The organism is Gilliamella sp. B2969 (assembly GCF_026536195.1).
In the GTDB taxonomy this organism is placed as follows: Bacteria; Pseudomonadota; Gammaproteobacteria; order Enterobacterales; family Orbaceae; genus Gilliamella.
In genome coordinates this window covers 14,202-36,873 of record NZ_JAFNOP010000012.1, presented here as the reverse complement: position 1 = coordinate 36,873, position 22,672 = coordinate 14,202, and the positions used below count along the sequence as shown (strand labels likewise).

Below are 22,672 nucleotides of genomic sequence, written 5' to 3'. Positions count from 1 at the left end.
CTCCTAATTGCTCAATTAAGTCATCTCGCAAAAATAAACGTTATACAACTCATCAACGACAAATGATTATGCTAATCAAAACACCCGCTACTAGCAAAAGCTGTATAGCTAACACGATTAACTGTACTTTGAAAAGACCTAATGTACCGATTTGACGTTGTTTAATGGTTCTAACCGGTGTTCGAACCGATTTGATTAAATGCAATTTCAACAATGCTTGATCGAGTTCATTAAGCACATCAGGTACCTGATCTAAATGATTGGTTAAATAATCAAATAGTTTTTTATCAAAAGCAATACGCACTGCATAATATTTGGTGACAATACCAAGCAAAAACACAACTAAACAAGTTGAAGACATGAACCATGAAAAATGCAATAGATCACTCAATAATCCCATAATTACAGCTGACAAGGTCAATAACATTGAAAATATATCAAGTTGTTGACTTACGGTCAGCAAGCTACAAAATGTCGCTATATCAGTCTGATTAATCTGGGATTGTTGCTTAATATTTTCACTGCTTAACATATCGATTCCCTGTTAGGGAGCTGAGCAAGCCAATTTGTTAAAATTAAACGCTGCCTATCTGAAATAACAATAGTCGTGCGACACGTTTTAACCTGTGTTATTGCATCTTCAACAGTCAATGCTTTTTTAGTCCACAATAACCAAGCAATAACGGCAGTAGCGCTTCTTGAATACCCCAACGCACAGCATACTAATAACTTTCCCTGCCGATGATATTGCTCAATACGTTGCGCTGAATATTGACACTGTTGTTCAGATAATGGCGTCATATCTAATACCGGAATCAGGCTATAGCTACCGTCAAAATGCCCAATGGGCAATTCAGCACACAAATCAATCACCGCTAAAAATTGATATTTATTTAAAAAATGGCCAGAAGGAATTCGACCTAAATAAACATTATCCGTGATTCGATCAACATCTTGATGCTTGATTGTCCATAATCGTGAATTGAGCCACATAATCGAAAAATAAGGGAGATACAATAGCGCAACTGCTAAATTAAACTGTCCATTGAGTTGTTTTTGAAAACCCTCAGCATCTAAGATCACATAATTAACGGCAACCAATAACAAAGATGCCGATAGCCATAATAACCACAGCCCCCAACCACCAACATAAATCGCTAAACTAAACGATAATAATGACAAGATAAAGTAGATCACACCCCATCGATACTGTTTAGACAGCGGTCTAGCTTTTAATATTGATCCCCCTGATTGTGGCCACAACCAAATACAAAAATAACCAACCCATAAACCTGTTGGTACATCAAAAAAGTGATGCTGCCAAGTTGTTAATACTGATAACGCAATACATAAACACCAAAGATGCAGTAAATAACGCACCAATACAGTTTGGTAATAACTTGCATAAAACTGCCATAGAATCACTAACAGCGTAATATGTAATGAAGGAGCTTGATTAAAGGGTTTATCAAATCCCATTAAAATATCAAATAGAAGTCCAAAAAAACCGTCTAATGGTGGGCGCTCAAAACTAAATTTTAGTGGAAAAACAAGAAAACAAACGACACAAATAATTTGTGCTGATAATAATCTTAAGCCAAGTATTTTTAGTGACTGACTAGATTTAGCTAATAAGATAGCCAATCCATACATCAAATCAATTGACCAATAAGGCACAATAGTCCAAGGCAATAAAGGGATTGCTTGTTCCCAAGCATAAACCACACTATTAACTTGAACACGTGTTGAGGTAAACCAATTAGCAAAATTATAACTGCTAAAAAATAACAACGTTAATCCAATAAGCCACAGCCATTTTTGAACGGTAAGTTTAGTCATCGTATATCGTGGTATTGGCATAAATTATTTTTTTATTCGTTGTGCTAGTGAAACCGTAAAAATGCCCCACTGATCAACACTCATGGTTATTTTTTGAAAACCAGCCTCACTAACCAGTTGATCCATTTCCAGTTGCGTTCTTCGGCGCATAATCCATGGCTGCCCGTCACGATGTGAGGTTAATGCTCTGGCAATAAACTCGAGTTGTGGATGCCATGGCTGATTAGTGTAAATTAAATATTCGCCTTCAGACATGACATCGGCTAACCCTGACAACGATTCTCGCAACAATTGATTGTCACTAAATAACTCATACAAACCAGATACTACTGCTAAATTAGGTTGAGGTGATAATTGTGCTAACTCTTGCCGACTAAAAGCATCGCCTTTTTCAAAACGAACAATGTCCGTTAAGCCCTGCTGCTGAATTAATGCTTGTCCATCGCGAATATTAATATCACAGTAATCACGTAATAGCACTGAATTAGGTTTATGTGCGATTTGATTTATCGTTTCAATAATATAACGTCCATGCCCTGCTGCAATATCAACAATATTAACAGATTGATTTTGTTGTTGTAACTGTAAAATAGTTTGCTTTAACAGCGCTTCAAGATGAACTTTTCGCTGACGGATACCACGCCAACCAATAGATTGTAGATAAATATAATCAAAAAATTGTCCAAGTTTAGAACTGCCCGATGGTTGGTTTTGATAGACATAGTCAAGCGTACTGCCTGAATCAAACCCAGTGTCAAAACCGAGTTTGATTCCGTCAGACATTTTACTGGCATAACGCAAACTGGTTTGAATAAATTTCCAGTATAAAGGCTTAATCAAACCAACGGGTGGCATAGTTAAATTATCCGCCTCTTGCCTTGTATAACCAACTAAATCGGCATTAACTAAGCAAGGAACATTTATCGGATTGGCAAAACAACCGACAATAAATCGCCGTGCTCGATCAATAGCGAAATGGCGATCTTTTTCACCTAAGGTATCATGATAAAATCCAGGTAATATATGTAACTCTTTTTGTGCGGTACCCAAATTCTCATAAAATTGTTGTTGTGGTTTACGCCTTACCACATAATCAGACCCCGACACCAGTAGTTGCGTGGGTACCGTAATCGCATTTGCATCTTGAACTATGCGATCTGCCACCGCATACAAATCTAATAATAACCGCACCGATATTGGTCTAGTAATTAATGGATCTTGAGTAAACGATTGTGCTCGACTCGCATCATGGGTCAGCAGCTTAGGCTTAACATAACTGTTAACAAAAAAGTTGCCTTTTAAGTTATACAGCAATTTTAGACCCGATACCGCAAAAGGGACATATAACTTGACGCTAAAGGCCGGTGAAGCTAAGACTAAGGCTCGAATATTCGGTACATAATCATGTGCCCAAGCTGCAGCAATAACCGCCCCTACACTTTGCGCAATAACAGCAATATCTTGATCACAAAAGTGATACTCTTGCTTAATATGTTGTATAAAACAGTGGGCATCTTTAATCAGTGTGGCAAAATTAGGGGCATCGCCTCGTTCACCTGCCGATTGACCGTTACCTCGCGCATCCCAAGCGAAAATTTGATAATCAGGTAGTTCAAGTTCGTCAGCAAGATGTGCCACTCGACCTGAATGCTCATGGCCTCGATGAAAAATGACGATAGCGCGATCTTTACCACAGTTATTGTCGATTGCCGGCCAATAGCGATAAAATAACTGACAACCATCATGGCTTATAAAGGTTTTTTGTTGCTCTTGACGCATAATATATTCCTTATTTATTTTGCGCTTCTAATAAGCCTTTGTTCACTCGATTAAAGATGGTATAGATAAGTAAAAGAGTAATCAGACACAATAACGTATTAATCCAACTTAAAGGCAGTAAATGGGTGGCTATACCTAAGCTTATTATACTAAAAATAGTGGCGCGATCACTTTTCCCCATTGGTCCATCATAACGGCGTGATGCTCCAATCATTAATCCCAATACGCCACTATATTCAGTCAAAAAGGCTAGTAACACGACCAAAATCACCAGAAAACTACTCACTCCGTCTAGTGGCATAAAAACCAGTAATAATGCGCTGTCTGATATCACATCACAAATTTCATTTAAATAAGCACCCAAATTAGATTTTTGCTGAAATTCACGTGCTAACATTCCATCAATAGCATTGAGCGCCATTCGAATAAACATCCATATTGGAATTAACATAAATAACCAATGATATTGGGCGAAACACCCAACCATTAGTGCTACTAAAATCGATGCCAAACAGGCGAATAAAGTCACTTGATTAGCCGTTACACCAGCATTATAAAGCTTATGGGTATAAGGTCTGAGTAGTGCCTGAAACTTCGGCTTTAATTGATAAACTGATATCACTGATGATCCTAAATTTTAACCTACTGCTATGATAATATTGGCAAAATATAACATAGCAGTTTTTTATTTCATTATACAATTCGTTGCAATTGGGTATACTTTAACGAACTGACCATAAAATGCAAACGATTGAGTACATTGACTTCACCAGCACCGTCGTCAAAATCTAAATAGAGCAAATTAAGTTTAGGGTTAAGATCACGCATCCGTTTTTCTACCCCTTTTGATACTACATGATTAGCAATACAACCAAATGGTTGAAAGCTAATGACATTATTAATACCATATTCAGCAAAGGTCATAATACCGGCTGGAATCAACCAACCTTCGCCAAATTGATTGGCTAAATTAAGAATTTGCTCGGCTTTTTTAGCGATATCACGGATATTATGAAACGGTTGATAATATTTAAAATGCGATAAAATCTGATTAGTTTTATTGATATAGCGTTGGGCCACTTTTTCAAAAAAGAACAGTAATGACGATAGATAACTTTTTGGTAAAAGATGATTATCAATATTACTGTCATAATTGACAAACACTTGAGCAAAAAATTCAATCATGGGTGGAATTACTGGCTCAATTCCCTGATCGACTAACCATTCGACACTATGCTGATTGCCAAAGCTGTTATATTTTACATAGATTTCACCAACAATCCCTATTTGTGGGCAATCTTTATTGACGGTTTCAACCTGATTAAAATGCTCAACAGCTTGCGCCAATAACGCATAAATCGCTCTATGCCCTTTCTGCTCATTAAGTAGCTGCTGTAGCTTTCTAATGTACAGCTCTTTAAGTTGATTAGCCTGTTGTTTCACTTTGGCTCTAGGTGCCACCGCGTAATACATTTTCGATAATGAATCAGCAAATAACATAGCAAAAAAGGTGGTTGGCAGAGTTTTAAGCCAATTAATTTTAAAGCCAGGTTGTTCACTTGCATTCATATTATCGGTACTAAGTGACACAATCGGCACATCTTCAAAACCATTACTAATCATGGCTTTTTTGATTAACGACAGATAACTGCTCGCACGGCATTGCCCACCGGTTTGCGTGATACCAATTGCCACTTCATCACGATTATATTTACCCGATCGTAACGCTTTAATCACATCGCCAACAATAATCGTTGCTGGGTAGCAAATTTCGTTATTACAGTACTTTAATCCCCACTCAACCGAGCTTTTATCTGGTTTTGGTAACGTTTCTAGCTTATAACCTGATAATGCAAAAATCGGCGGTAATAACGGTGAATAAAAATCAGAAATAAATGGCGCTAAAATAGTACGACGCTGTTTATCCTTTTTACTGAAAACTGCCGTTTTTTTACGTTCCACCATTTTCAATGGTTGATGTTGATTCATACGAATTGATTCGATAATCGATCGTAAGCGTAAACGGACAGAACCCGTTGCGGTGATCTCATCTACACGAATGATCGTACAAGTTTTACCCTTAGATTCTAAGATTGCTTTACACTCATCAGTGACAATCGCATCAGGCCCACAACCAAATGAATTGAGCTGTACAAATTGAATATTATTCGGTTGCTGTGCAACAAATGAAGCGGCAGCATATAAACGATTTGGATAACCCCATTGTGAACAAATTTGCAGTTCTGGCGATAATTGATGAATGGCACCTAATACCGAATCTTCGGTAATAACATCACAGCCTAGCGCATTTAAAATTTCGGGCGTTTTGTGATTAATTAAACTATCACTATGATATGGCCGTCCAGCTAAAATAAATACATAGCGCCCAGTTTGTTTGGCATTATTAAGTACTTCAACCGCTTTACTGTATAAATCATGTTTAAACTCAGCTTGTGCAATTAATGCAGCTTCAAACGCTTTGTCGGCAACTTTTTTGTCGATACCTAACGAAGTTAAATAATTGATACAGCCTTTTTTAAGTAACTTACTATTGGTAAAGTTAATAACGGGATAATCTAATGGAATGCGAAATTTTTCTTCGGGATTGATCGCACTGTGGATCACTTCAGCATAACTGCTGACAATTGGACAATTATAGCTATTAACCGCATTGTCAAACTGAGTTGATTCAAACACAACCATCGGCATAAAAATACGATCGACCTTCTGTTCAATCAACTCCATGATATGACCGTGCACTAATTTTGCCGGAAAGCAAATGCTATCAGACATTACCGTTCCAGCCCCTTTTTCATAAATACTTTGTGTTGAAAAAGGTGAAAGTGTCACGTTTATACCACTTTGAGTCAATAACGTGTGCCAAAAAGGGAAGTTTTCATATTGCCCTAATACACGAGGAATACCAATATTAATTTTAGCTTCGGCATTAACCACATTAGTTCGTTTAAATAGCAGATCATTTTTATAATCAAACATATTAAACGAGCTGTTATCGCGATATTGATTATTACTTAAAAAACGTTCACATTTATTACCCGAATAGTAACGTTGACCGTTGGCAAATCGGTAGATGATAATATCGCATTTATTTTCACAACCTTTGCAGCGAGACGGTTTAGCTTTATTGTCTTTTGCTTTGTGAAGATTATCTAAACCAATAAATTGCGAAGCTGTAGGGTGCGCTAAATAATGGTTTTTAGCGACCAACGCTGCGCCATAAGCTCCCATTAACTCAGGAATATTAGAACTGGTAATTTGCGCACCGGTTAACTGTTCTAACGCACGAAATACCGCAGGATTTTTAAAAGTACCGCCCTGCACCACAATATGATCGCCCAGTTTACGCATATCATGCAGTTTCAGCACTTTATGAATGGCATTTTTAATCACAGAAAACGCCAGTCCTGCCGAAATATCACCCATGGTGGCATTTTCACGCAATGCCTGCTTCACTTTAGAATTCATAAAAACAGTACAGCGCGTTCCTAAATCACATGGATTAGAAGATTGACACGCGGCATCAGCAAAATCAATAGTATTAGAGTTAAGTGATTTGGCAAAAGTCTCAATAAACGATCCACAACCCGATGAACAAGCTTCGTTTAATTCGATATGATTAACCACACCATTAGTAATAAAAATGGCTTTCATATCTTGGCCGCCAATATCCATCACAAAACTGACATCAGGATCAATATGTTTAGCTGCGGCAAAATGCGCCATGGTTTCGACCAAACCGTCATCAATAGCAAAAGCGGCTTTTAATAGTTCTTCACCATAACCTGTCACACCGGTGCGAGCAATAATAATCTCCTTACCTGATGCAGTAATTTCATCGTTTAATTTAGTTAAGCCATGAATTAAGGCGCTAATCGACTGACCATTGTTGGGTGCATAATGCGTAAACAACAGCTCATTATCTTCACTAACAAGTGTAATTTTGGTGGTAGTAGAGCCACTGTCAATGCCTAAAAAAGCATTCTGTTTTTGATAATCTGCTAAATTGCATCTAGCAATTTCGATATATTTGCGCTTCTTTTTCCAATTATCAAATGACAACGACTCATTAAACAACGGTTTTAATCTAAATGATTCATTAACTTTAATTTGAGTAGAAGCATTTAATCGTGCAATAAAATCTGTCAACGAAAGCTCGGTTCGCTCAATAATGTGAATTGCAGCACCCCAAGCGGAAAGTAAGGTCGGATGTTCGGTGGTAACAACCTGATCATCTGTTAATTTTAGCGTATTTAGTGCGGCTTTACCTAATGTTGGGATAAATGAGAAAGGCCCACCAATTAACATCACTTTTGGCACAATATCATAGCCACGAGCCAAGGTGTTGACTAGCTGAATACATACGGCATGTAAAACTGAATAAGCGATATTTTCTTTCGAGACATTGCGGCTAATTAAATTTTGGACATCGGTTTTGGCAAAAACACCACAACGAGAAGCGATAGGAAAAATTTGGTCATGATTTTGAGCAAGCGCATCAAACTGCTGAACGGGAGTATTAAGTAAAGTTGCCATCTGATCGATAAATGCGCCGGTTCCCCCTGCACAGCTACCATTCATTCGAATATCGGGTGGTCGATCGGGAAAAAAGAAGATCATTTTACTATCTTCACCACCAATATCTATCAACGTCCGTACTTCAGGATATTTACGTTGTACCACTTCCGATGCTGCAACCACCTCTTGAATAAAGGCGATATCGGCTTTTTCGGAAATGCCCATTCCGGCAGAACCCGTCACTTTTACAGACAAGCGTATATCATCACCAAGCTTCTGTTTAATTTCACTGAGCAATTGAAGTACTGTTGCCACAATATGCGTATTATGGCGTACATAATTAGTATAAACAAAATTGTCATGTTCATCTAACACAACGCATTTTGCTGTAGTGGAACCCACATCCAATCCGAGCCTATATATTTTTGACATAATAAACTCACATTTTATTAATTTAGATTTAATTTATTACAAAATTGGTAATAAACCTCAAATTATTAATTTTATTTTTATATAAATCATTATAACCAAATCTTAGTTCTTTTTAATAGGGATGGATAAAAAATCCCCTAAAACAAAAGCGATACACAATAATAATTTATCTTAAGAAGGTGTGATGTGATTTGTAATTCTGTCTAAAACTAACTGGAATCTGACCTATATCATACAAATATAGGTCATAACAATTATAAAATAATCAGTAATCTAATGAGTTTGCAACGGCTTAAAGTGCTTTTTCTAAACCTTGTTTAGCAATGGTAATCACATTTTTTAGATCGACACCTTGAGCTTTAGCAGCAAAAATACAGCCACAATAACATTGACGATAAACATCATATTCTTTGCAAAGTTCAATAGACCGTTTATAACCATTGTTCTTTTTAAAATCAGAAGGGAGATAATTAACAGAAAAGATCTCTTGGATCTCAAATCCTAATTCATTGATTTTTTGACTGTTCTTTTTAGGGCTGAGCGTCAATGCGCTTGCAAAATAGTCAAATCCTAACTCTTGCGCTTTAATTGCCGCCAAATCTAAACGCATTTTATAACAAATATGGCAACGCTCACCGCCTTCGGGGGCATCGCGCAAATGACCAACTTGCTTAATAAACTCTGCTGGCTGATAAGGTGCTTCTAAAAATTGTACGTTATTTCCGGTCTTTTGATTAAAATCAGCAATAAATTTTTGTTGCACCACACTTCGATACTCATATTCAACGCGTGGATGAATATTAGAATTCGCAAAATAGATAGTAATATCGGCATATTGTGCTAAATACTCCAATACATAAGTACTACAAGGTGCACAACAGCTGTGAATCAATAATTTAGGACGAACCGCACCCGACTGCCAATCGGCAATGACTTCTTTTAAAACGGAATCATAATTAACTTTATTATGTGGGTTTAATTTATCAAGAATTGTTTTCGCATTAATTAACATGAGGACTCATTTATTATTTTGATGATAGTAGTCATTATTGGTCGCTATAATATAGCGTTATAGATTTACGTCAAGATAAACGCGCCAATTTTTATACTGAAACACATATATTTCCTTAAACTTTTCGGCAAGTTTATTACCTAATGTGAGTTCAATATTTGTTAACTATTTTCGCATAGTGCTAATAGATCTTCATAAGTTAACTTATGCTTATTGCTGTTACACCAGCTTGCCGCTTGCTTTGCCATTGCAGCTTTAAGTGACCGACTTAATTTAAATGGACGAATGACCTTTTTTGAAAAATTAAAAAGAAACACATATTGTTGTGATTGGCTAGGATAGATGCCTAGACAATAAAAAAACGCAATCTCTTTACCTTGGTTATTCATACATAAAATTAGCTGATCTACGCTAAAATCCTTTTCATATTTTTTTTCAACCAGTAAGCAATCGCGATTCATATCAAATTTTATAGTTGGATGCTTTCTGGCGACGACTTCTTCAGCCAGTTGTTCATCCTCATCGCTTAAATAAGAATCCCAAACCAAAAGTCCTAATTCAATCATAGGATTTATTGCTAAATAATTGGCTAAAGTTGGAATAGATGCTTTTGTAATACGTTGATGTAGTGTTTTATAATTCTGTAAATATCGATCAAATTTATGATCACTAGATTTTACCACTTCTGGTAATTGTTTGAGTTGTTCGATATCAGCTAAATAATCTGCATACAGTTTTTTGTTTTGTATCATTACACATGTGTCACGATTAAGGCCGATACCTATGTTAGTAAAATTTGCACTACCAATAATCACCTTTTCTGTCTCTACTTCAGACTGAATCAAATAGAGTTTCCAATGGACACTTTGGTTATAGCGAAAATCGACATAAAAACTGAATTTATCACAATCTTGCGCTTTTTGCTGGCAAAACTTAATAAAATCTGGCGAGTTAAAAGCATTAATGGTGCTGATAATCAGTTCCAACTTAATACTATTATCTTCTAGTAATTGTTCTACTATCATTTCGGTATGACTGGCAAAAGCAGAAACAATGCTGATTTTTTTATTGCCCTTTTTCAATAACGCATTCTCTAAATCATCATTATGAAGAATTTTCATACTTTTCCTTATCTTTTTTTCGACTTAACACGCTTTACCCTAAAACTAGCAAGACTACCAAACTTTAACTGGCAATGAGCTAGAAATAAATCGGTAACTGTTATCAGTAATAGTAAACACTGATTAACAGCTACACTCTGTGTTATTACCTCACCAGTCATCAAAATAGCATAAAAGATGAAAAAAATAACATATTTAAACTATAACGTTCTTAATCCAAACTTGTATTTAATTTTTTTTTAGCATCAACAAATATAATAAAGATTAGTTATATAATATGTTATTTTTTAAAACACACATTCATTTTTGTTCAATAAAGGAGTTATAATTATCACAATAATTTTCAGTTATAAGATTTAGGCTTCCAATTGAATGTTCAACTCATTAACCGTTTAAAAAATCTGCAATTATATAAAAAAAGACATTCAAATAGTGTACTACTATGGCGTGAAATTTACCCATTAGCTATGCCAATCTTTATAGAAAATCTTTCAGTGATATTGATGGGTATTTTTAGTACCTTTTTAGTTAGCTGGATAGGTAAAGCACAAATGGCGGCTGTCGGTTTAGCTGAAAGCTTTAATATGATTATCATGTCATTTTTTATGGCAGTAGCATTAGGAACCTCTGTAGTCGTTGCGTTTAGCTTAGGTCGTCATAATCGTAAAAAAGCGGTTTTTGCTGCCAGACAATCCATTACCCTATTAGTATTAGTATCCGTGCTATTATTTGTATTTGTCGAATTCTCGGGCTATTGGATTGTTGATATCATTGCTGGAAAAGCCGATCCCGAAGTTAAAAATTTAACCTTAACATTTCTACGATTAACAGTATTAGGCTACCCTGCATTAGCGTTTATTTTGGTGGGATGTGGTGCATTAAGAGGCGCAGGCAATACCAAACTGCCCATGTACCTAAACATCATTATGAATATTTTAAATATCTCGATTAGTTATGTACTTATCTATGGAATTGGCAGTTGGCAAGGTTTTGGCTTTATTGGTGCAGGTATTGGTTTAACAACATCGCGTTATTGTGGCATGTTTTTTATCTTATTAGTCTTGACGATAAAACCTAGTCGTGCGCTTTTTATTCCATTGAGAAGTTACTTTCATTCATTTAATGCTAGAATTTTGGTTGATATTCTTAGCATCGGTATTCCAGCTAGTGTTGAATCAGTGATGTTTAATGTTGGCAAATTACTGACGCAAACGTTTGTTGCCGGTATGGGCACGTCAACGATTGCAGCAAATTTTATCGCTTTTTCCATTGCAGGACTGCTTAATTTACCGGGTGGAACTTTAGGTGCAACCTCAACCATTATAGTTGGAAAACGCCTTGGTATGGGGCAAATCTACCAACCAACCAGACAACTAAAATTTATTTTTCAATTTACCAATATATTGCTCTGTTTGATTGCATTTGTGACAATGCCCTTTGCTGGCCTACTCAGTTCACTTTATACCAATGATCCTGAAGTTATCGAAATATCAAAACATTTACTGTGGTTAAATGCTCTATTTACGCCATTTTGGGCTTCGTCTTTTGTGTTACCTTATGGGTTTAAAGGTGCCAAGGATGCCAGTTATACTATGTGGGTGGCAATTGGTAGTATGTGGATGTGCCGAATTGTCGTTGGTTATCTATTTGGTGTTTATCTTGGCTTTGGTGTAATTGGCGTGTGGTTTGGAATGTTTCTTGATTGGATCATTAGAAGTATATTCTTCTACTACCGCTTAGTCAGTGGTAAATGGCTATGGCGACATCAAGAACACAATTAACTATAAGTTTTCTCATTGAGCTTTTTTAATTGTTCATGATAACGAGTGGTTTAATTAGGATTTAACCATCGACTATACAATTATTAGCTAAAGGTGTTTAAATTTTATTATCAAAAATTTATTATTTACCACTAGTGAAAACCAATTTGAAGGTAGCATAAGTTATCGTTTTGAATAAATTACTATTTAATTAAATAACTTTTTTCATCAAGCGTATTGTTACTATTTTAATTTCATCATGTTAATAACAATCTAAATCTAATATCGTTTTGGGCTTTGCGTGAGTAACAAGTTGATCAGGAGTCCACCAAATTTATATACTCAAATTATAAAAATCCAACAAAATATCATTAGTAACGCAGCACAATGAATACCCCTATTTTTTGTGAATAATATCCGAAGTATGGTATGGCAGACATCGATTAACGTTGAGTTATCATATCAATATCAAATTGTGTTTATATCTTGGCATCATTTCGACTATCTGTACATTACCAAGAGTTTCAAAATTAACAACACCATAAACCTCTAAAAAAATTCTAGTATTTCATTACCAATCAAATGTTGATATTAAAATCTTGCTACTGTTAGTGAAATAAATTGAATAAAACTTTTAAGTAATAAAAAATAAATTAATTACCGACTGTATTTATTGGCTTGTAAATAAGCATGTCGAAAACAACTATTTTATACACGGCGATGAAACAACTGAAAACATATTGTCTGGCATAAGCAAGAAATGGGCAAAAATTTTTGGTTGTTTGTTAATTTGAAAGTAATTTACCTAAACAATTGAATTGGTTAACTTTAAATCACAAGGCATCGTTACAGCTAAACTTTTCTACATTAATATAATGCCCCAAAATTGTAATAGCATAAATTTATAATAATTAACTTTTGTAATAACTCATTTTCAAGGATTGATAGCGTTAAAAAAGTGCGATTATTCCTTTGATTACCAAATTGTTTATTAGATGACTTTCCATAGATTTACTTTTTATCATTGGTTAGATAATTAAATATCACAATAAAATTTGTGATATTTATCACATTAACCATATATCGTAATTTCAGTACGCAAAATCATAATATTGTTTTGATAATGAATTTTATACACTCAATCCATCGTTGTTTATTTTCAATAATTCGAAATAGAAACAAATATGCTTAAAAACTGTTTAGAAAACAGTGTGTTTATATAATTATAAGGAGATGATGATGGATAATAAAAGATTATCAGTCATGGAAAAAATAGGCTTTGGAATGGGTGATGCAGCATGTGGAATTGTTTATTCATCAGTCACCATGTTTTTGACCTACTTTTATACCGATATTTATGGACTATCAGCTGCCGCAGTCGGAATCATGTTTTTAGCAACACGAATTTTTGATGCCATTATCGATCCTATTACCGGTATGGTAGCCGATAGAACTAAAACTCGCTGGGGAAGATTTCGACCTTGGTTAATTTGGTTTGCCATTCCCTATGCTGTGCTTGCAGTCATGACCTATACTACACCTGATTTTGGTTACTCTGGTAAACTCTTATATGCCTACATTACTTATGCGTTGTTGATGCTATGCTATACCTTTATTAACATCCCTTATTGTGCACTAGGAGGGGTCATTACGCGTGATGAAAAAGATCGTCTTTCTGCACAATCATTTCGTTTTACCATCTCATCAGCAGCTGGACTAATGGTGTCAATCGGTACTCTATTTTTGGTGGATTGGTTTGGTAAAGAGAATAAACAACTCGGCTTTCAAATGACAATGGCAGTAATGGGCATTATTGCTATTGCGATGTTAGTGTTTTGTTTTGCAACCACTAAAGAACGCGTAACACCCATTGAAGATAAAAATGTCAGCATAAAAAAAGATTTAAAATGTCTGCTAGCTAACGATCAGTGGTGCATTGTTGCTATTATTACGTTTTTTTCTAGCATGGCTGGGGTGATGCGTAGTTCAGCAACACTCTATTATGCAACTTATTTAATGATGGGCGGTATTAGCTCGGCAGCGGGAACAGCGATGAAATCTGCTTTTGTGTCAACCTCAGTAATTGGCACTATTTTAGGTGCAATGGCTGCTGGATATTTTGCTAAACGTTTTACCGCGATTCAATTATTTAAAAATATTAATTTAATTTTGTTTGCCATTGGCGTCATTATGTTTTTTATTCCACCAGTTTGGTTAGCTGTGGTATTCCCTCTTTATTTTTTAATCGGCTTTTTCCATTCAATGTATCAACCCTTCAAATGGAATATGATGGCGAATGCGGCCGATTATGGTGAATGGAAATTTGGTCGACGCGCAACAGGCTTGTCTTTTTCTGGAAACTTATTTGCACTTAAATTGGGTATGGCAATTGCGGGCGCATTGGTTGGTATTTGCTTAGGCTTATTAGGTTATCAAGCTGGTGTGGATGTGCAAACGCCACTTGCAACGATGGGCATTATTGGGCTGTTAACTATAGGACCTGCGTTTTCATATTTGTTACTTTGGTGGCTTATGCGTTTTTATAAATTAGATGACAAAATGATGGAAAAAATTCAACAAGATTTACTTGCCAGACAAAAAAATATTGAAAACAATAACTAGGATAAAAGTTACGTTAATAATGTAATGTAAAAGGTAATTATATGCGTTTTGATTATTATAACAATCCCATTATCTGTGCTGATTATTCAGATCCAGATATTGTCAGAGTCAAAGACGATTTTTTCATGGTTTCATCTAGCTTTAATCATATGCCAGCACTGCCGATTTTGCATTCTAAAGATTTAGTGAATTGGCAAATTATAAATCATGTATTTTCGTCTCTTGATTTACCGGGTTATGATTGTGTGCAACCTGGGAAAGGCGTTTGGGCGCCATCTATTCGATATTATGACCAAAAATTTTGGGTATTTTTTAGTACGCCCGATGAAGGGATATTTATGTGTAATACGCATAACCCATGGGGGCAATGGAGTAAACCACATTGCGTAAAACCCGCATTAGGTTGGATAGATCCTTGTCCATTTTGGGATGATGATGGTCAAGCCTGGTTAGTTCATGCTTTTGCACAAAGCCGTTCTGGCATCAAGCATAAATTACAGCTGTTTCGTATGAGTAATGATGGCACGGCTTTAATTGACGATGGAAGAATTATTTATGATGGCACAGCCGACTTACCAACACTTGAGGGTCCAAAACTCTATAAAAGAAACGGTTGGTACTATATTTTTGCGCCAGCTGGCGGCGTTGAAACCGGTTGGCAAACCGTATTACGTAGCCAACACTTAGAGGGGCCTTGGACTGCTCGTAATGTCTTATTTCAAGGTAATACCACTATTAACGGTCCCCATCAAGGCGGCTGGGTTGAACTTGATAATAATCAATGCTGGTTTGTACACTTTCAGGATGCCAATTTATATGGACGAATCGTACATCTACAACCAATGCACTGGGGTGATGATGATTGGCCAAGAATCGGAACCGCCATCGATGATAACTGCGGTCAACCTGTTGTGTCATATCCAAAACCATTAACCACTTGTAATTCAAATGGTTATACCATGCAAACGAGCGATGACTTCAAGCAAGGCAAGATCGGTTTACAGTGGCAATGGCAAGCCAATCCTCAAAAAAATTGGCTTGCAGAACAGAGCGATGGCTTAACGTTAAATTGTTACCCACTACCAATACATAACAAACAGCAAACACTCTATTTTGCTCCTAATTTGTTATTACAAAAATTTTCGTCATGGCAATTTACTGCTGAAACTGCATTAGAGCTCAATACAAACAATTCGGGTGATTTTGCAGGTTTGATCATTTATGGCGAACGTTATGCGGCCCTAACCCTTTGTTATAAAAATCATCACTATTTTTTATGTTATCGATATGGTTGGATGAAAGATGCTGGGATAGTTGATGAATATCAAGAGATTATTACTCAATTTGATTCACCGAATTGTCAATTAAAAGTTGAGGTCGGATTAAACGGTATTTGCCAATTTTATTATCAAGATACCAATAAAGCTTGGCAAAAGATCAGCCGTGATTTTGCGGCAGGCAAAGGCAAATGGGTTGGCGCGAAAGTGGGTATTTTTGCTGCCAGCGAAGCAAAACAAGCAATAAGTGGTAAAGGTAAATTCAAGTATTTTGAAATTATTGCCAAATAGATCACAATGCAAGGTAATATCAAAAGTAAATATACTATTTTTGATATTACCTATTTATGTCAAATTAGACCACTGTTAAACAACGATATAGCTAGATGAACTTATAGCTTTATGATACAAAAAATTGTAATTGAGTTATAAAATTTATTACAGCTAAATAAGCATAAATGGCTAATATTTTTTAATTTAAATTCTGAGCCTATTATCAACATCACGATTTATAACGATCATTATTACTACTGTTTAAATAGCAAGCAATAACAATGCGTTAAGTACCACTTATTTATAAATTGACCACTGATTAGTGTAATAGTAACCAGTGGCCAATGCATATTCTTATCATTAAATTTTAGTCATAAATGATTGGTAAATTAAATGCTAGTTTTAGTAATTAGTATATTAGTTTACAGCTTATCCAATAACTGTGCCTTTTTCGCGTTAAATTCCTCTTGAGTCAAGATACCTTCATCAACCAGTTGTTTGAGCTGTTTTAATTGGTTAATAATTTGTTCATTATTAGCCGTCGCTGCGGTATTTGTGGCATTATTTTTATTTAAATCAAACGATTTTGCTAAATCTAAACCTGCACCAAGTTGTAAACCTGCACCAGCCAGTCCACCTTCATTTTGAGCTGCATCGCGTAATGCTTTGAGTTTTTCATGTTCGACATAATCTAAACCGACCTCTTTGGCAGCTAATGCATCCGTTCTTGAATTAGCTATTTTACTAATGCGCTCTAAAGTCTCTTCACTAAATGTGGCGGATTCAATTTGAAAATCCTCTAACAAAAGACCTAATTTGCCAAAGATAGCTTGCAAACTCTGTTTAATTTGGTCCGATAATTTAACTAATTGTGAATCAATATTTTGATAAGAATAACTTTCCGTTGCTAATTGTGAGGTGATAGTTGGAATGATACGCGAAATCATTAATTGACTCAGATCGTTTGCGGTATAAACTGATTTACTGCCTACTACTTCGGTAAAAAAATGCTGAGCTTGTTCAATTTTAATTGCATAGGTTCCATAAGCACCAAGTTCAATTGGAAATTGATATACACTATCAATATATTTTATCGGCGTTGATGTGCCCCATTTTTGATTAACCAAACTTGCTAAACGGAAAAAATACACATGCATTTTGTGTTCGCTTTCCAAGCTTTGCAGTATTTTAACTAAATTAGTAATGAAAGGATGATTGGATGTAGAAAGTTCATAAATACCCGATTTAGTCATCACATCGATCACTTCACCCTTATAAACTAAAATGCAGCCTTGTCCTGGATTGATAATTAATTTACTGGCATTTTTTACCTCATTAGTTGGAGTTGGAAACTCATAAAATAAAACATTTTGCTCTTGGTTTTTCCACTCTATTACTGTTTTTAGTTGTCTTTTAAAAAAGTTGCCTAATCCCATATCATATTCCTTATACTAGTCATACTTATTATTTTTCATTTACTAAAGTTAGTTTTTTAATGATAGTACCATCAGAAGCTATTTGCGCATACTTATCGCAACTCTGTTTAATGATAAATCCATCATTAAAAGGCATGATCTCTTTTATGGTGATATCATCACTTGATAATGTCCAAATCACTTTACCGTTATTAATATCCAATCGTTGATAATTATAATTTGAATCGGGACTTGCACTAGTTCTGGTTTTTATAATTAATGTATTATCGTCAAAATAGATAATTTCAGGATTAAAATAAAGTCTATCCGGAGTAAGGTTTTGATGAGAAACCAGTTGATATTTTGGATTATCGTAATAAGGAAGACTGTAATTATAAGCGTTTGCCGCATCAGTAAACTTGCCTGAACCATCAGTATTTTGATCACCAACTTTAGCTGATGTAAAAGTGTAATGGCTTTTACCATCAGGACTAATAAAAGTAAATTTAATTAACTTAAAATCCTCACCATAATTATTGGCAAAGCTAAAAGCAGTGTGTTTACTGGTATCATCTGCACTCCGCTCAAAATCTTTAATTGTCATATAAAAATCATTATTATCAACAAAAGCTTTATCCTGCAAAGGGAAATAATAGATCTTTTGCCCATCATCAGTCAGTATATGTAAAACGTGGCCAACGGCGCCTTGTGCGGTCGTGATATTGACTGAGGCAATGCCTTTATTAAATTGAGGATAATTTTGCAATAACGAAGATGTCACATCAGTTAGGGTAAAATTCCTTTTATCAAGTAAAAAAACAGTGCGTTTGCTTGCAACTAGATAGGTTTTATCTTTAGTAAAGTCATATGAAGTCCAATTAACTTTACCAAACTTATCAAATTTCACATTAGCAATTGGGCTTTCTTGCACAATTTTTTCGGAAAGCAAATCATACACAGTAAAATAATACTTTTGTTCATAGGGTAAACTATTGGAACGATTAATGATTCCCATCACAAAAGGTTTATTATCGACTAAAACTAATGAGCAAAAATTATAATTAACACGCAGTGTACCACTACTTTGCGCAATTTGCGGATTGGCCGACACTGATTTAGTGGTTGTAGTCTGATTTTGTTGTATTTGCGTAGTTGCGACTGGGGCATCATAAGAAGGCTTCGATTTAAAAAACATATTGATCAAAACAACACAAACGTAGCCAATCACAATACAGCCTAGAATAACAATTATTTTTGATTTAAATTCACCAAAAAACGTATTATCTAAATTAGTTGGTCTATTATCATAAGTGACATTAACATTAATATCATCACTATCTAAAAAATATTCAGTATGACAATTTTCACAACGATAATGATCGGGTTTAATTTCAGTTTTTTGTATGCTACCACAATTTGGGCACTTGATTATTTTGATTTGCTTTGCCATTCCTATTTACTCTTATCATTATTTAATTTTGGATAAATATCGGCTATTTTATCGATTAAATAAGGGAGTGTCACTTGAAATATAGGTTTAAATTTAACGCTAACTTGCCTAATTCATCAGCAAATTTGTAAAACAGATCAAATGAAGTTGCTGCAATAATGATGACTTTTATTTTAATAACAAAGTGACAAAATTAATCACAAAATTAAGTAACGCTATTCAAAAAAACGATAAATAGATACTCAATTGAGATCAAGTAAATCAATTAATAATTATTCTGTTAGTGTAGTGGAGAATTTTAAGTGTAAAAATGAATGATAACAAATAATACACTACCAATTTTGAAAGGAATGATGCCCTAATATTTACAAATAATTGTTTATTATCAAAATATGAATGAATAAAGCGAGATAATTTATAGGATTAAGCAAAAAGAAAGCTTATCTGCTTAATTATAGTAAAGGAAGGATAAGATGAATGGAAAACATTGGTAGTGTGTGTTTAATTTATTCGGGCTTAGTTGGAAACGAAATATTCGTATCAGATACACTAATGCGAGTTAATAATATGCGATATTTTTTCCATTGTTTTAGCTGTTCCTCTTCATTAGATTCTTGCATATCTAAATCGATAATATCTTGAAGCAACGCTATTTTTTCGTTGGCTTGATTTATTAGTGAATTTTTCATAACTTGATTTTGTTCAATGGTAGCGTTATTTTCGGCCACTTTATCTTTTACCCATTTTTTCCCGTTCCATTTGCAAAATTCGAATGGTTCAAGTAACGTAAATCCTGCTTTAAGTTCACCAAGGTAGTCAATTTTAACGGCGTCTTTTGTTTCAATATTAAAAGCTGTTTTTTCGCGGTTATCTTCGACTAAAACCCATTTACCATCTTGCTCACACGGACAAAACCCATCTTTAAATTCAGGAGCAATCCGTAACGCATTGTCAGGTGGCATTGTGTCGTCGTTAGCCTCTAATTGATGTGTGTACGGTTTAAGGTCATCTGAATTATCATAATAATAATTAATCATATCAAACTCCAAGGTAAATTACAGGTGTCATACCAATGTTAAGTGGGCGATTTTCATTTGCTGTTGGTACTACTCGTGATGCATAAAAATCATAACCCCATGCCCACCAATCCTTTTTAGGTTCAAATGCGCCGTTTTGCGGATAGATTGCATTCGTACCCTGAAACGCACCGCGTGTATATAGAGTATGATTATCAACGACGCCGGAATCGAAATGCCCCCAAATTTCTCGAATAGCATCATCTTCAACACTACCTACTTGTCGGCTAGCTCCATCAACGGCTCGATCAAAAAAACCACGCCCATCGGCAGAAAATGCCGTTGGCACATTAATATATTGTTGTCCATTTATAGTTTTAATCGTAATACGATGGTCGTTTTTATAATTGGCAGACAAACCATTTAAAGCCTTGCCTTGCGGTGAACTTAATAAGTAATTATCGCCATTACGAAAATACCAACCAAACGGCAATTCATCACGTCGAAATGGCATTAAACGTTGGTCACCAATGGCATCTTTGAATACTACATGGCTACCTACCATATAAGTAGGTGTATTATTAACAACAGTTTTAACCGCTGGTAAAGCCCCTACAATATCGGTGGAAGCATTCGCCGTCGTTATTACTTCATACCAATTTTGCTTACCATCATCTTTTGAATCTGTACGATAATAAATGCGTGGGGTCTTGCTATTAACTACAGCTAATTGCTCGACTTTCCAATATGAGCTGTTACTAGGATACGCAAGCAATGTTGCCGTACAATCTCCCCCATTGAACGGCAAATTAGGAAAATTGGATGTCCTACATTGATAAAACCCGCCCGCTAAGCGTTCATCAAAATTATTGACAGCAGCACCCTTTTGGCCGCCGATACCATAGTCACCTACTTTTAGTGCGGATTTGCCGTTAATAGTAACATCATCAATATTATCAAATTTCCACGCATTACCATCTTTAGCATATCTAAGCTTTGTAAACCAATTCTTTTTTTCTGCATCATAAAAAAGAAATGAGAAATTGTCTCCAATTGGGCGAATTACTGTAACATTATCAGGATTTTCATAATTGAATTTGATACCGCACGCTTTGTATTTAAGGGTAAGTTGACCTGTAACTGTATCTCCGTTTTTTTTCACAAATGTCGATGTATCTACTGTTGAAGCCCAGCTTTTCGCATCATCTGCTGATTTAGCCGCTGCATTCGCTGATGTTTTAGCATTAGTTTCGGATGTTTTAATTGAATTAGCGCTATCGCTAGCGTTTTTAGCTGATACGCTCGCTGCTGTTGCTGATTTATTAGCTGAATCAGCACTTGTTTTGGCTGCATTAGCGCTATCTGTTGCTGATGTACTTGCCTTTTGAGCGTTACTTGCATTTTTTGCTGACTCACTAACATAAACTTTACTTTCTTCAATAAGCTTAATAAGTTCTTGTTGAATAGAGTATTGCGAAATTATTGTAACAACGCTTCCATCAGGTGCTGTCAATGTAACTTTACCATCACCTGTTAATATTGTCTGCCAAGCATTAAGTTGTGTTTGATAATAATTTAACATTTCAGAGATGCGTAATGCTAAACTTTCAATTGAAACCGTTGGTGATGTAGGGATTTGATATATACCCCCTGTTTTACTTTCACCACGATAATCATCTGCCAACATTAATTGCGTATCAGATTGTACGGATGCTATTTCATAGATTTCAATTTGATTTGATGATTGTAGCAATAACATTCTACCAGCAGAAATACCCAACAACGGATTAGCCCATTTAGTGCCAATCCCTGTCACGATGTTACTGCCTTTTGTTACATTGATCGTACCTGTTTTGTACCAAGACATAGTATTCCTCGAATTTTAGACATAAAAAAACGCTACGAGAGCGTTTATATTTTCCGGTTTTAATTTATAATTTAAATAATTTTTTTGAGTTATCCCTTTTTATTTGTATTTGAGCTCCTCACATATAATTAATATATGGGTGGAAAAATTATCGAGTATCTAACGTATAGTTCCATCAACGTTCAAACTCAAATCATAGTGATTATCATTAATTTTTTTTATCTTGATGATATCAAATCCATTTATTGCATTACCCAATGAGTTTTCTTGATA

The 22,672-nt window shown here is 35.2% G+C and carries 14 protein-coding genes; 3 read left to right on the top strand and 11 right to left on the bottom strand.

Annotated features, from left to right (window positions below; all coding sequences use genetic code 11):
* Positions 1-52: 52 nt before the first annotated feature.
* From J3U66_RS11015 to J3U66_RS10985, 7 genes are all read right to left on the bottom strand, one after another.
* On the bottom strand, positions 53-532 hold the full coding sequence (locus tag J3U66_RS11015) for a hypothetical protein (protein WP_267348996.1): 480 nt from the start codon (positions 530-532) through the stop codon (positions 53-55).
* Positions 526-1,839 (bottom strand): phosphatase PAP2/dual specificity phosphatase family protein, encoded by a 1,314-nt coding sequence (locus tag J3U66_RS11010; RefSeq protein ID WP_267348994.1) that lies wholly within the window; start codon positions 1,837-1,839, stop codon positions 526-528. The genes J3U66_RS11015 and J3U66_RS11010 overlap by 7 nt, the downstream gene beginning before the upstream one ends.
* A gap of 24 nt (positions 1,840-1,863) precedes the next feature.
* Entirely contained in the window at positions 1,864-3,618 is a 1,755-nt protein-coding gene (locus J3U66_RS11005) for a bifunctional alpha/beta hydrolase/class I SAM-dependent methyltransferase (protein ID WP_267348992.1), read from the bottom strand.
* A gap of 10 nt (positions 3,619-3,628) precedes the next feature.
* Positions 3,629-4,240 carry a CDP-alcohol phosphatidyltransferase family protein gene (locus tag J3U66_RS11000; RefSeq protein WP_267344031.1) on the bottom strand — a complete coding sequence of 204 codons (612 nt, stop codon included), beginning with the start codon at positions 4,238-4,240 and terminating at the stop codon, positions 3,629-3,631.
* A gap of 71 nt (positions 4,241-4,311) precedes the next feature.
* Positions 4,312-8,586 (bottom strand): acyl-CoA dehydratase activase-related protein, encoded by a 4,275-nt coding sequence (locus tag J3U66_RS10995; protein ID WP_267348990.1) that lies wholly within the window; start codon positions 8,584-8,586, stop codon positions 4,312-4,314.
* 292 nt (positions 8,587-8,878) lie between these two features.
* Entirely contained in the window at positions 8,879-9,598 is a 720-nt protein-coding gene (locus J3U66_RS10990) for an epoxyqueuosine reductase QueH (RefSeq protein ID WP_065634654.1), read from the bottom strand.
* Positions 9,599-9,759: 161 nt separating this feature from the next.
* Complete coding sequence (locus J3U66_RS10985) at positions 9,760-10,719, bottom strand: phospholipase D-like domain-containing protein (RefSeq protein ID WP_267348989.1); 960 nt, start codon at positions 10,717-10,719, stop codon at positions 9,760-9,762.
* A gap of 368 nt (positions 10,720-11,087) precedes the next feature.
* Here J3U66_RS10985 and J3U66_RS10980 point away from each other — a divergent pair, with 368 nt between their 5' ends.
* The 3 genes from J3U66_RS10980 to J3U66_RS10970 all read left to right on the top strand — a co-directional run bounded on the left by J3U66_RS10980 (position 11,088) and on the right by J3U66_RS10970 (position 16,669).
* The gene (locus J3U66_RS10980) at positions 11,088-12,500 is read left to right on the top strand and encodes an EmmdR/YeeO family multidrug/toxin efflux MATE transporter (RefSeq protein WP_267348987.1); all 1,413 of its coding nucleotides are present in this window, start codon (positions 11,088-11,090) and stop codon (positions 12,498-12,500) included.
* 1,215 nt (positions 12,501-13,715) lie between these two features.
* Positions 13,716-15,101, top strand: a complete 1,386-nt coding sequence (locus tag J3U66_RS10975) for a glycoside-pentoside-hexuronide (GPH):cation symporter (RefSeq protein ID WP_416379665.1) — start codon at positions 13,716-13,718, stop codon at positions 15,099-15,101.
* Between the two features lie 41 nt (positions 15,102-15,142).
* Entirely contained in the window at positions 15,143-16,669 is a 1,527-nt protein-coding gene (locus J3U66_RS10970; protein ID WP_267348985.1) for a glycoside hydrolase 43 family protein, read from the top strand.
* Between the two features lie 404 nt (positions 16,670-17,073).
* On the opposite strand, the gene J3U66_RS10965 is transcribed toward J3U66_RS10970, so the two are convergent.
* The 4 genes from J3U66_RS10965 to J3U66_RS10950 form a co-directional block, all read right to left on the bottom strand.
* Positions 17,074-18,087, bottom strand: a complete 1,014-nt coding sequence (locus tag J3U66_RS10965) for an SPFH domain-containing protein (RefSeq protein WP_267348983.1) — start codon at positions 18,085-18,087, stop codon at positions 17,074-17,076.
* A gap of 28 nt (positions 18,088-18,115) precedes the next feature.
* Entirely contained in the window at positions 18,116-19,516 is a 1,401-nt protein-coding gene (locus tag J3U66_RS10960; protein ID WP_267348981.1) for a hypothetical protein, read from the bottom strand.
* 506 nt (positions 19,517-20,022) lie between these two features.
* Positions 20,023-20,553: a tail fiber assembly protein gene (locus J3U66_RS10955; RefSeq protein ID WP_267348979.1), complete on the bottom strand. Its 531-nt coding sequence runs from the start codon at positions 20,551-20,553 to the stop codon at positions 20,023-20,025.
* Position 20,554: 1 nt separating this feature from the next.
* Positions 20,555-22,399: a hypothetical protein gene (locus J3U66_RS10950; protein ID WP_267348977.1), complete on the bottom strand. Its 1,845-nt coding sequence runs from the start codon at positions 22,397-22,399 to the stop codon at positions 20,555-20,557.
* Positions 22,400-22,672 lie beyond the last annotated feature (273 nt).

Bases quoted from the DNA above. Each gene is read 5' to 3' on its own strand.
- J3U66_RS10950 (WP_267348977.1), bottom strand. From the start codon at position 22,399: ATGTCTTGGTACAAAACAGGTACGATCAATGTAACAAAAGGCAGTAAC.
- J3U66_RS10985 (WP_267348989.1), bottom strand. From the start codon at position 10,719: ATGAAAATTCTTCATAATGATGATTTAGAGAATGCGTTATTGAAAAAG.
- J3U66_RS11005 (WP_267348992.1), bottom strand. From the start codon at position 3,618: ATGCGTCAAGAGCAACAAAAAACCTTTATAAGCCATGATGGTTGTCAG.
- J3U66_RS11015 (WP_267348996.1), bottom strand. From the start codon at position 532: ATGTTAAGCAGTGAAAATATTAAGCAACAATCCCAGATTAATCAGACT.
- J3U66_RS10970 (WP_267348985.1), top strand. From the start codon at position 15,143: ATGCGTTTTGATTATTATAACAATCCCATTATCTGTGCTGATTATTCA.
- J3U66_RS10975 (WP_416379665.1), top strand. From the start codon at position 13,716: ATGATGGATAATAAAAGATTATCAGTCATGGAAAAAATAGGCTTTGGA.
- J3U66_RS10995 (WP_267348990.1), bottom strand. From the start codon at position 8,586: ATGTCAAAAATATATAGGCTCGGATTGGATGTGGGTTCCACTACAGCA.
- J3U66_RS10965 (WP_267348983.1), bottom strand. From the start codon at position 18,087: ATGGGATTAGGCAACTTTTTTAAAAGACAACTAAAAACAGTAATAGAG.
- J3U66_RS10955 (WP_267348979.1), bottom strand. From the start codon at position 20,553: ATGATTAATTATTATTATGATAATTCAGATGACCTTAAACCGTACACA.
- J3U66_RS10990 (WP_065634654.1), bottom strand. From the start codon at position 9,598: ATGTTAATTAATGCGAAAACAATTCTTGATAAATTAAACCCACATAAT.
- J3U66_RS11010 (WP_267348994.1), bottom strand. From the start codon at position 1,839: ATGACTAAACTTACCGTTCAAAAATGGCTGTGGCTTATTGGATTAACG.
- J3U66_RS10960 (WP_267348981.1), bottom strand. From the start codon at position 19,516: ATGGCAAAGCAAATCAAAATAATCAAGTGCCCAAATTGTGGTAGCATA.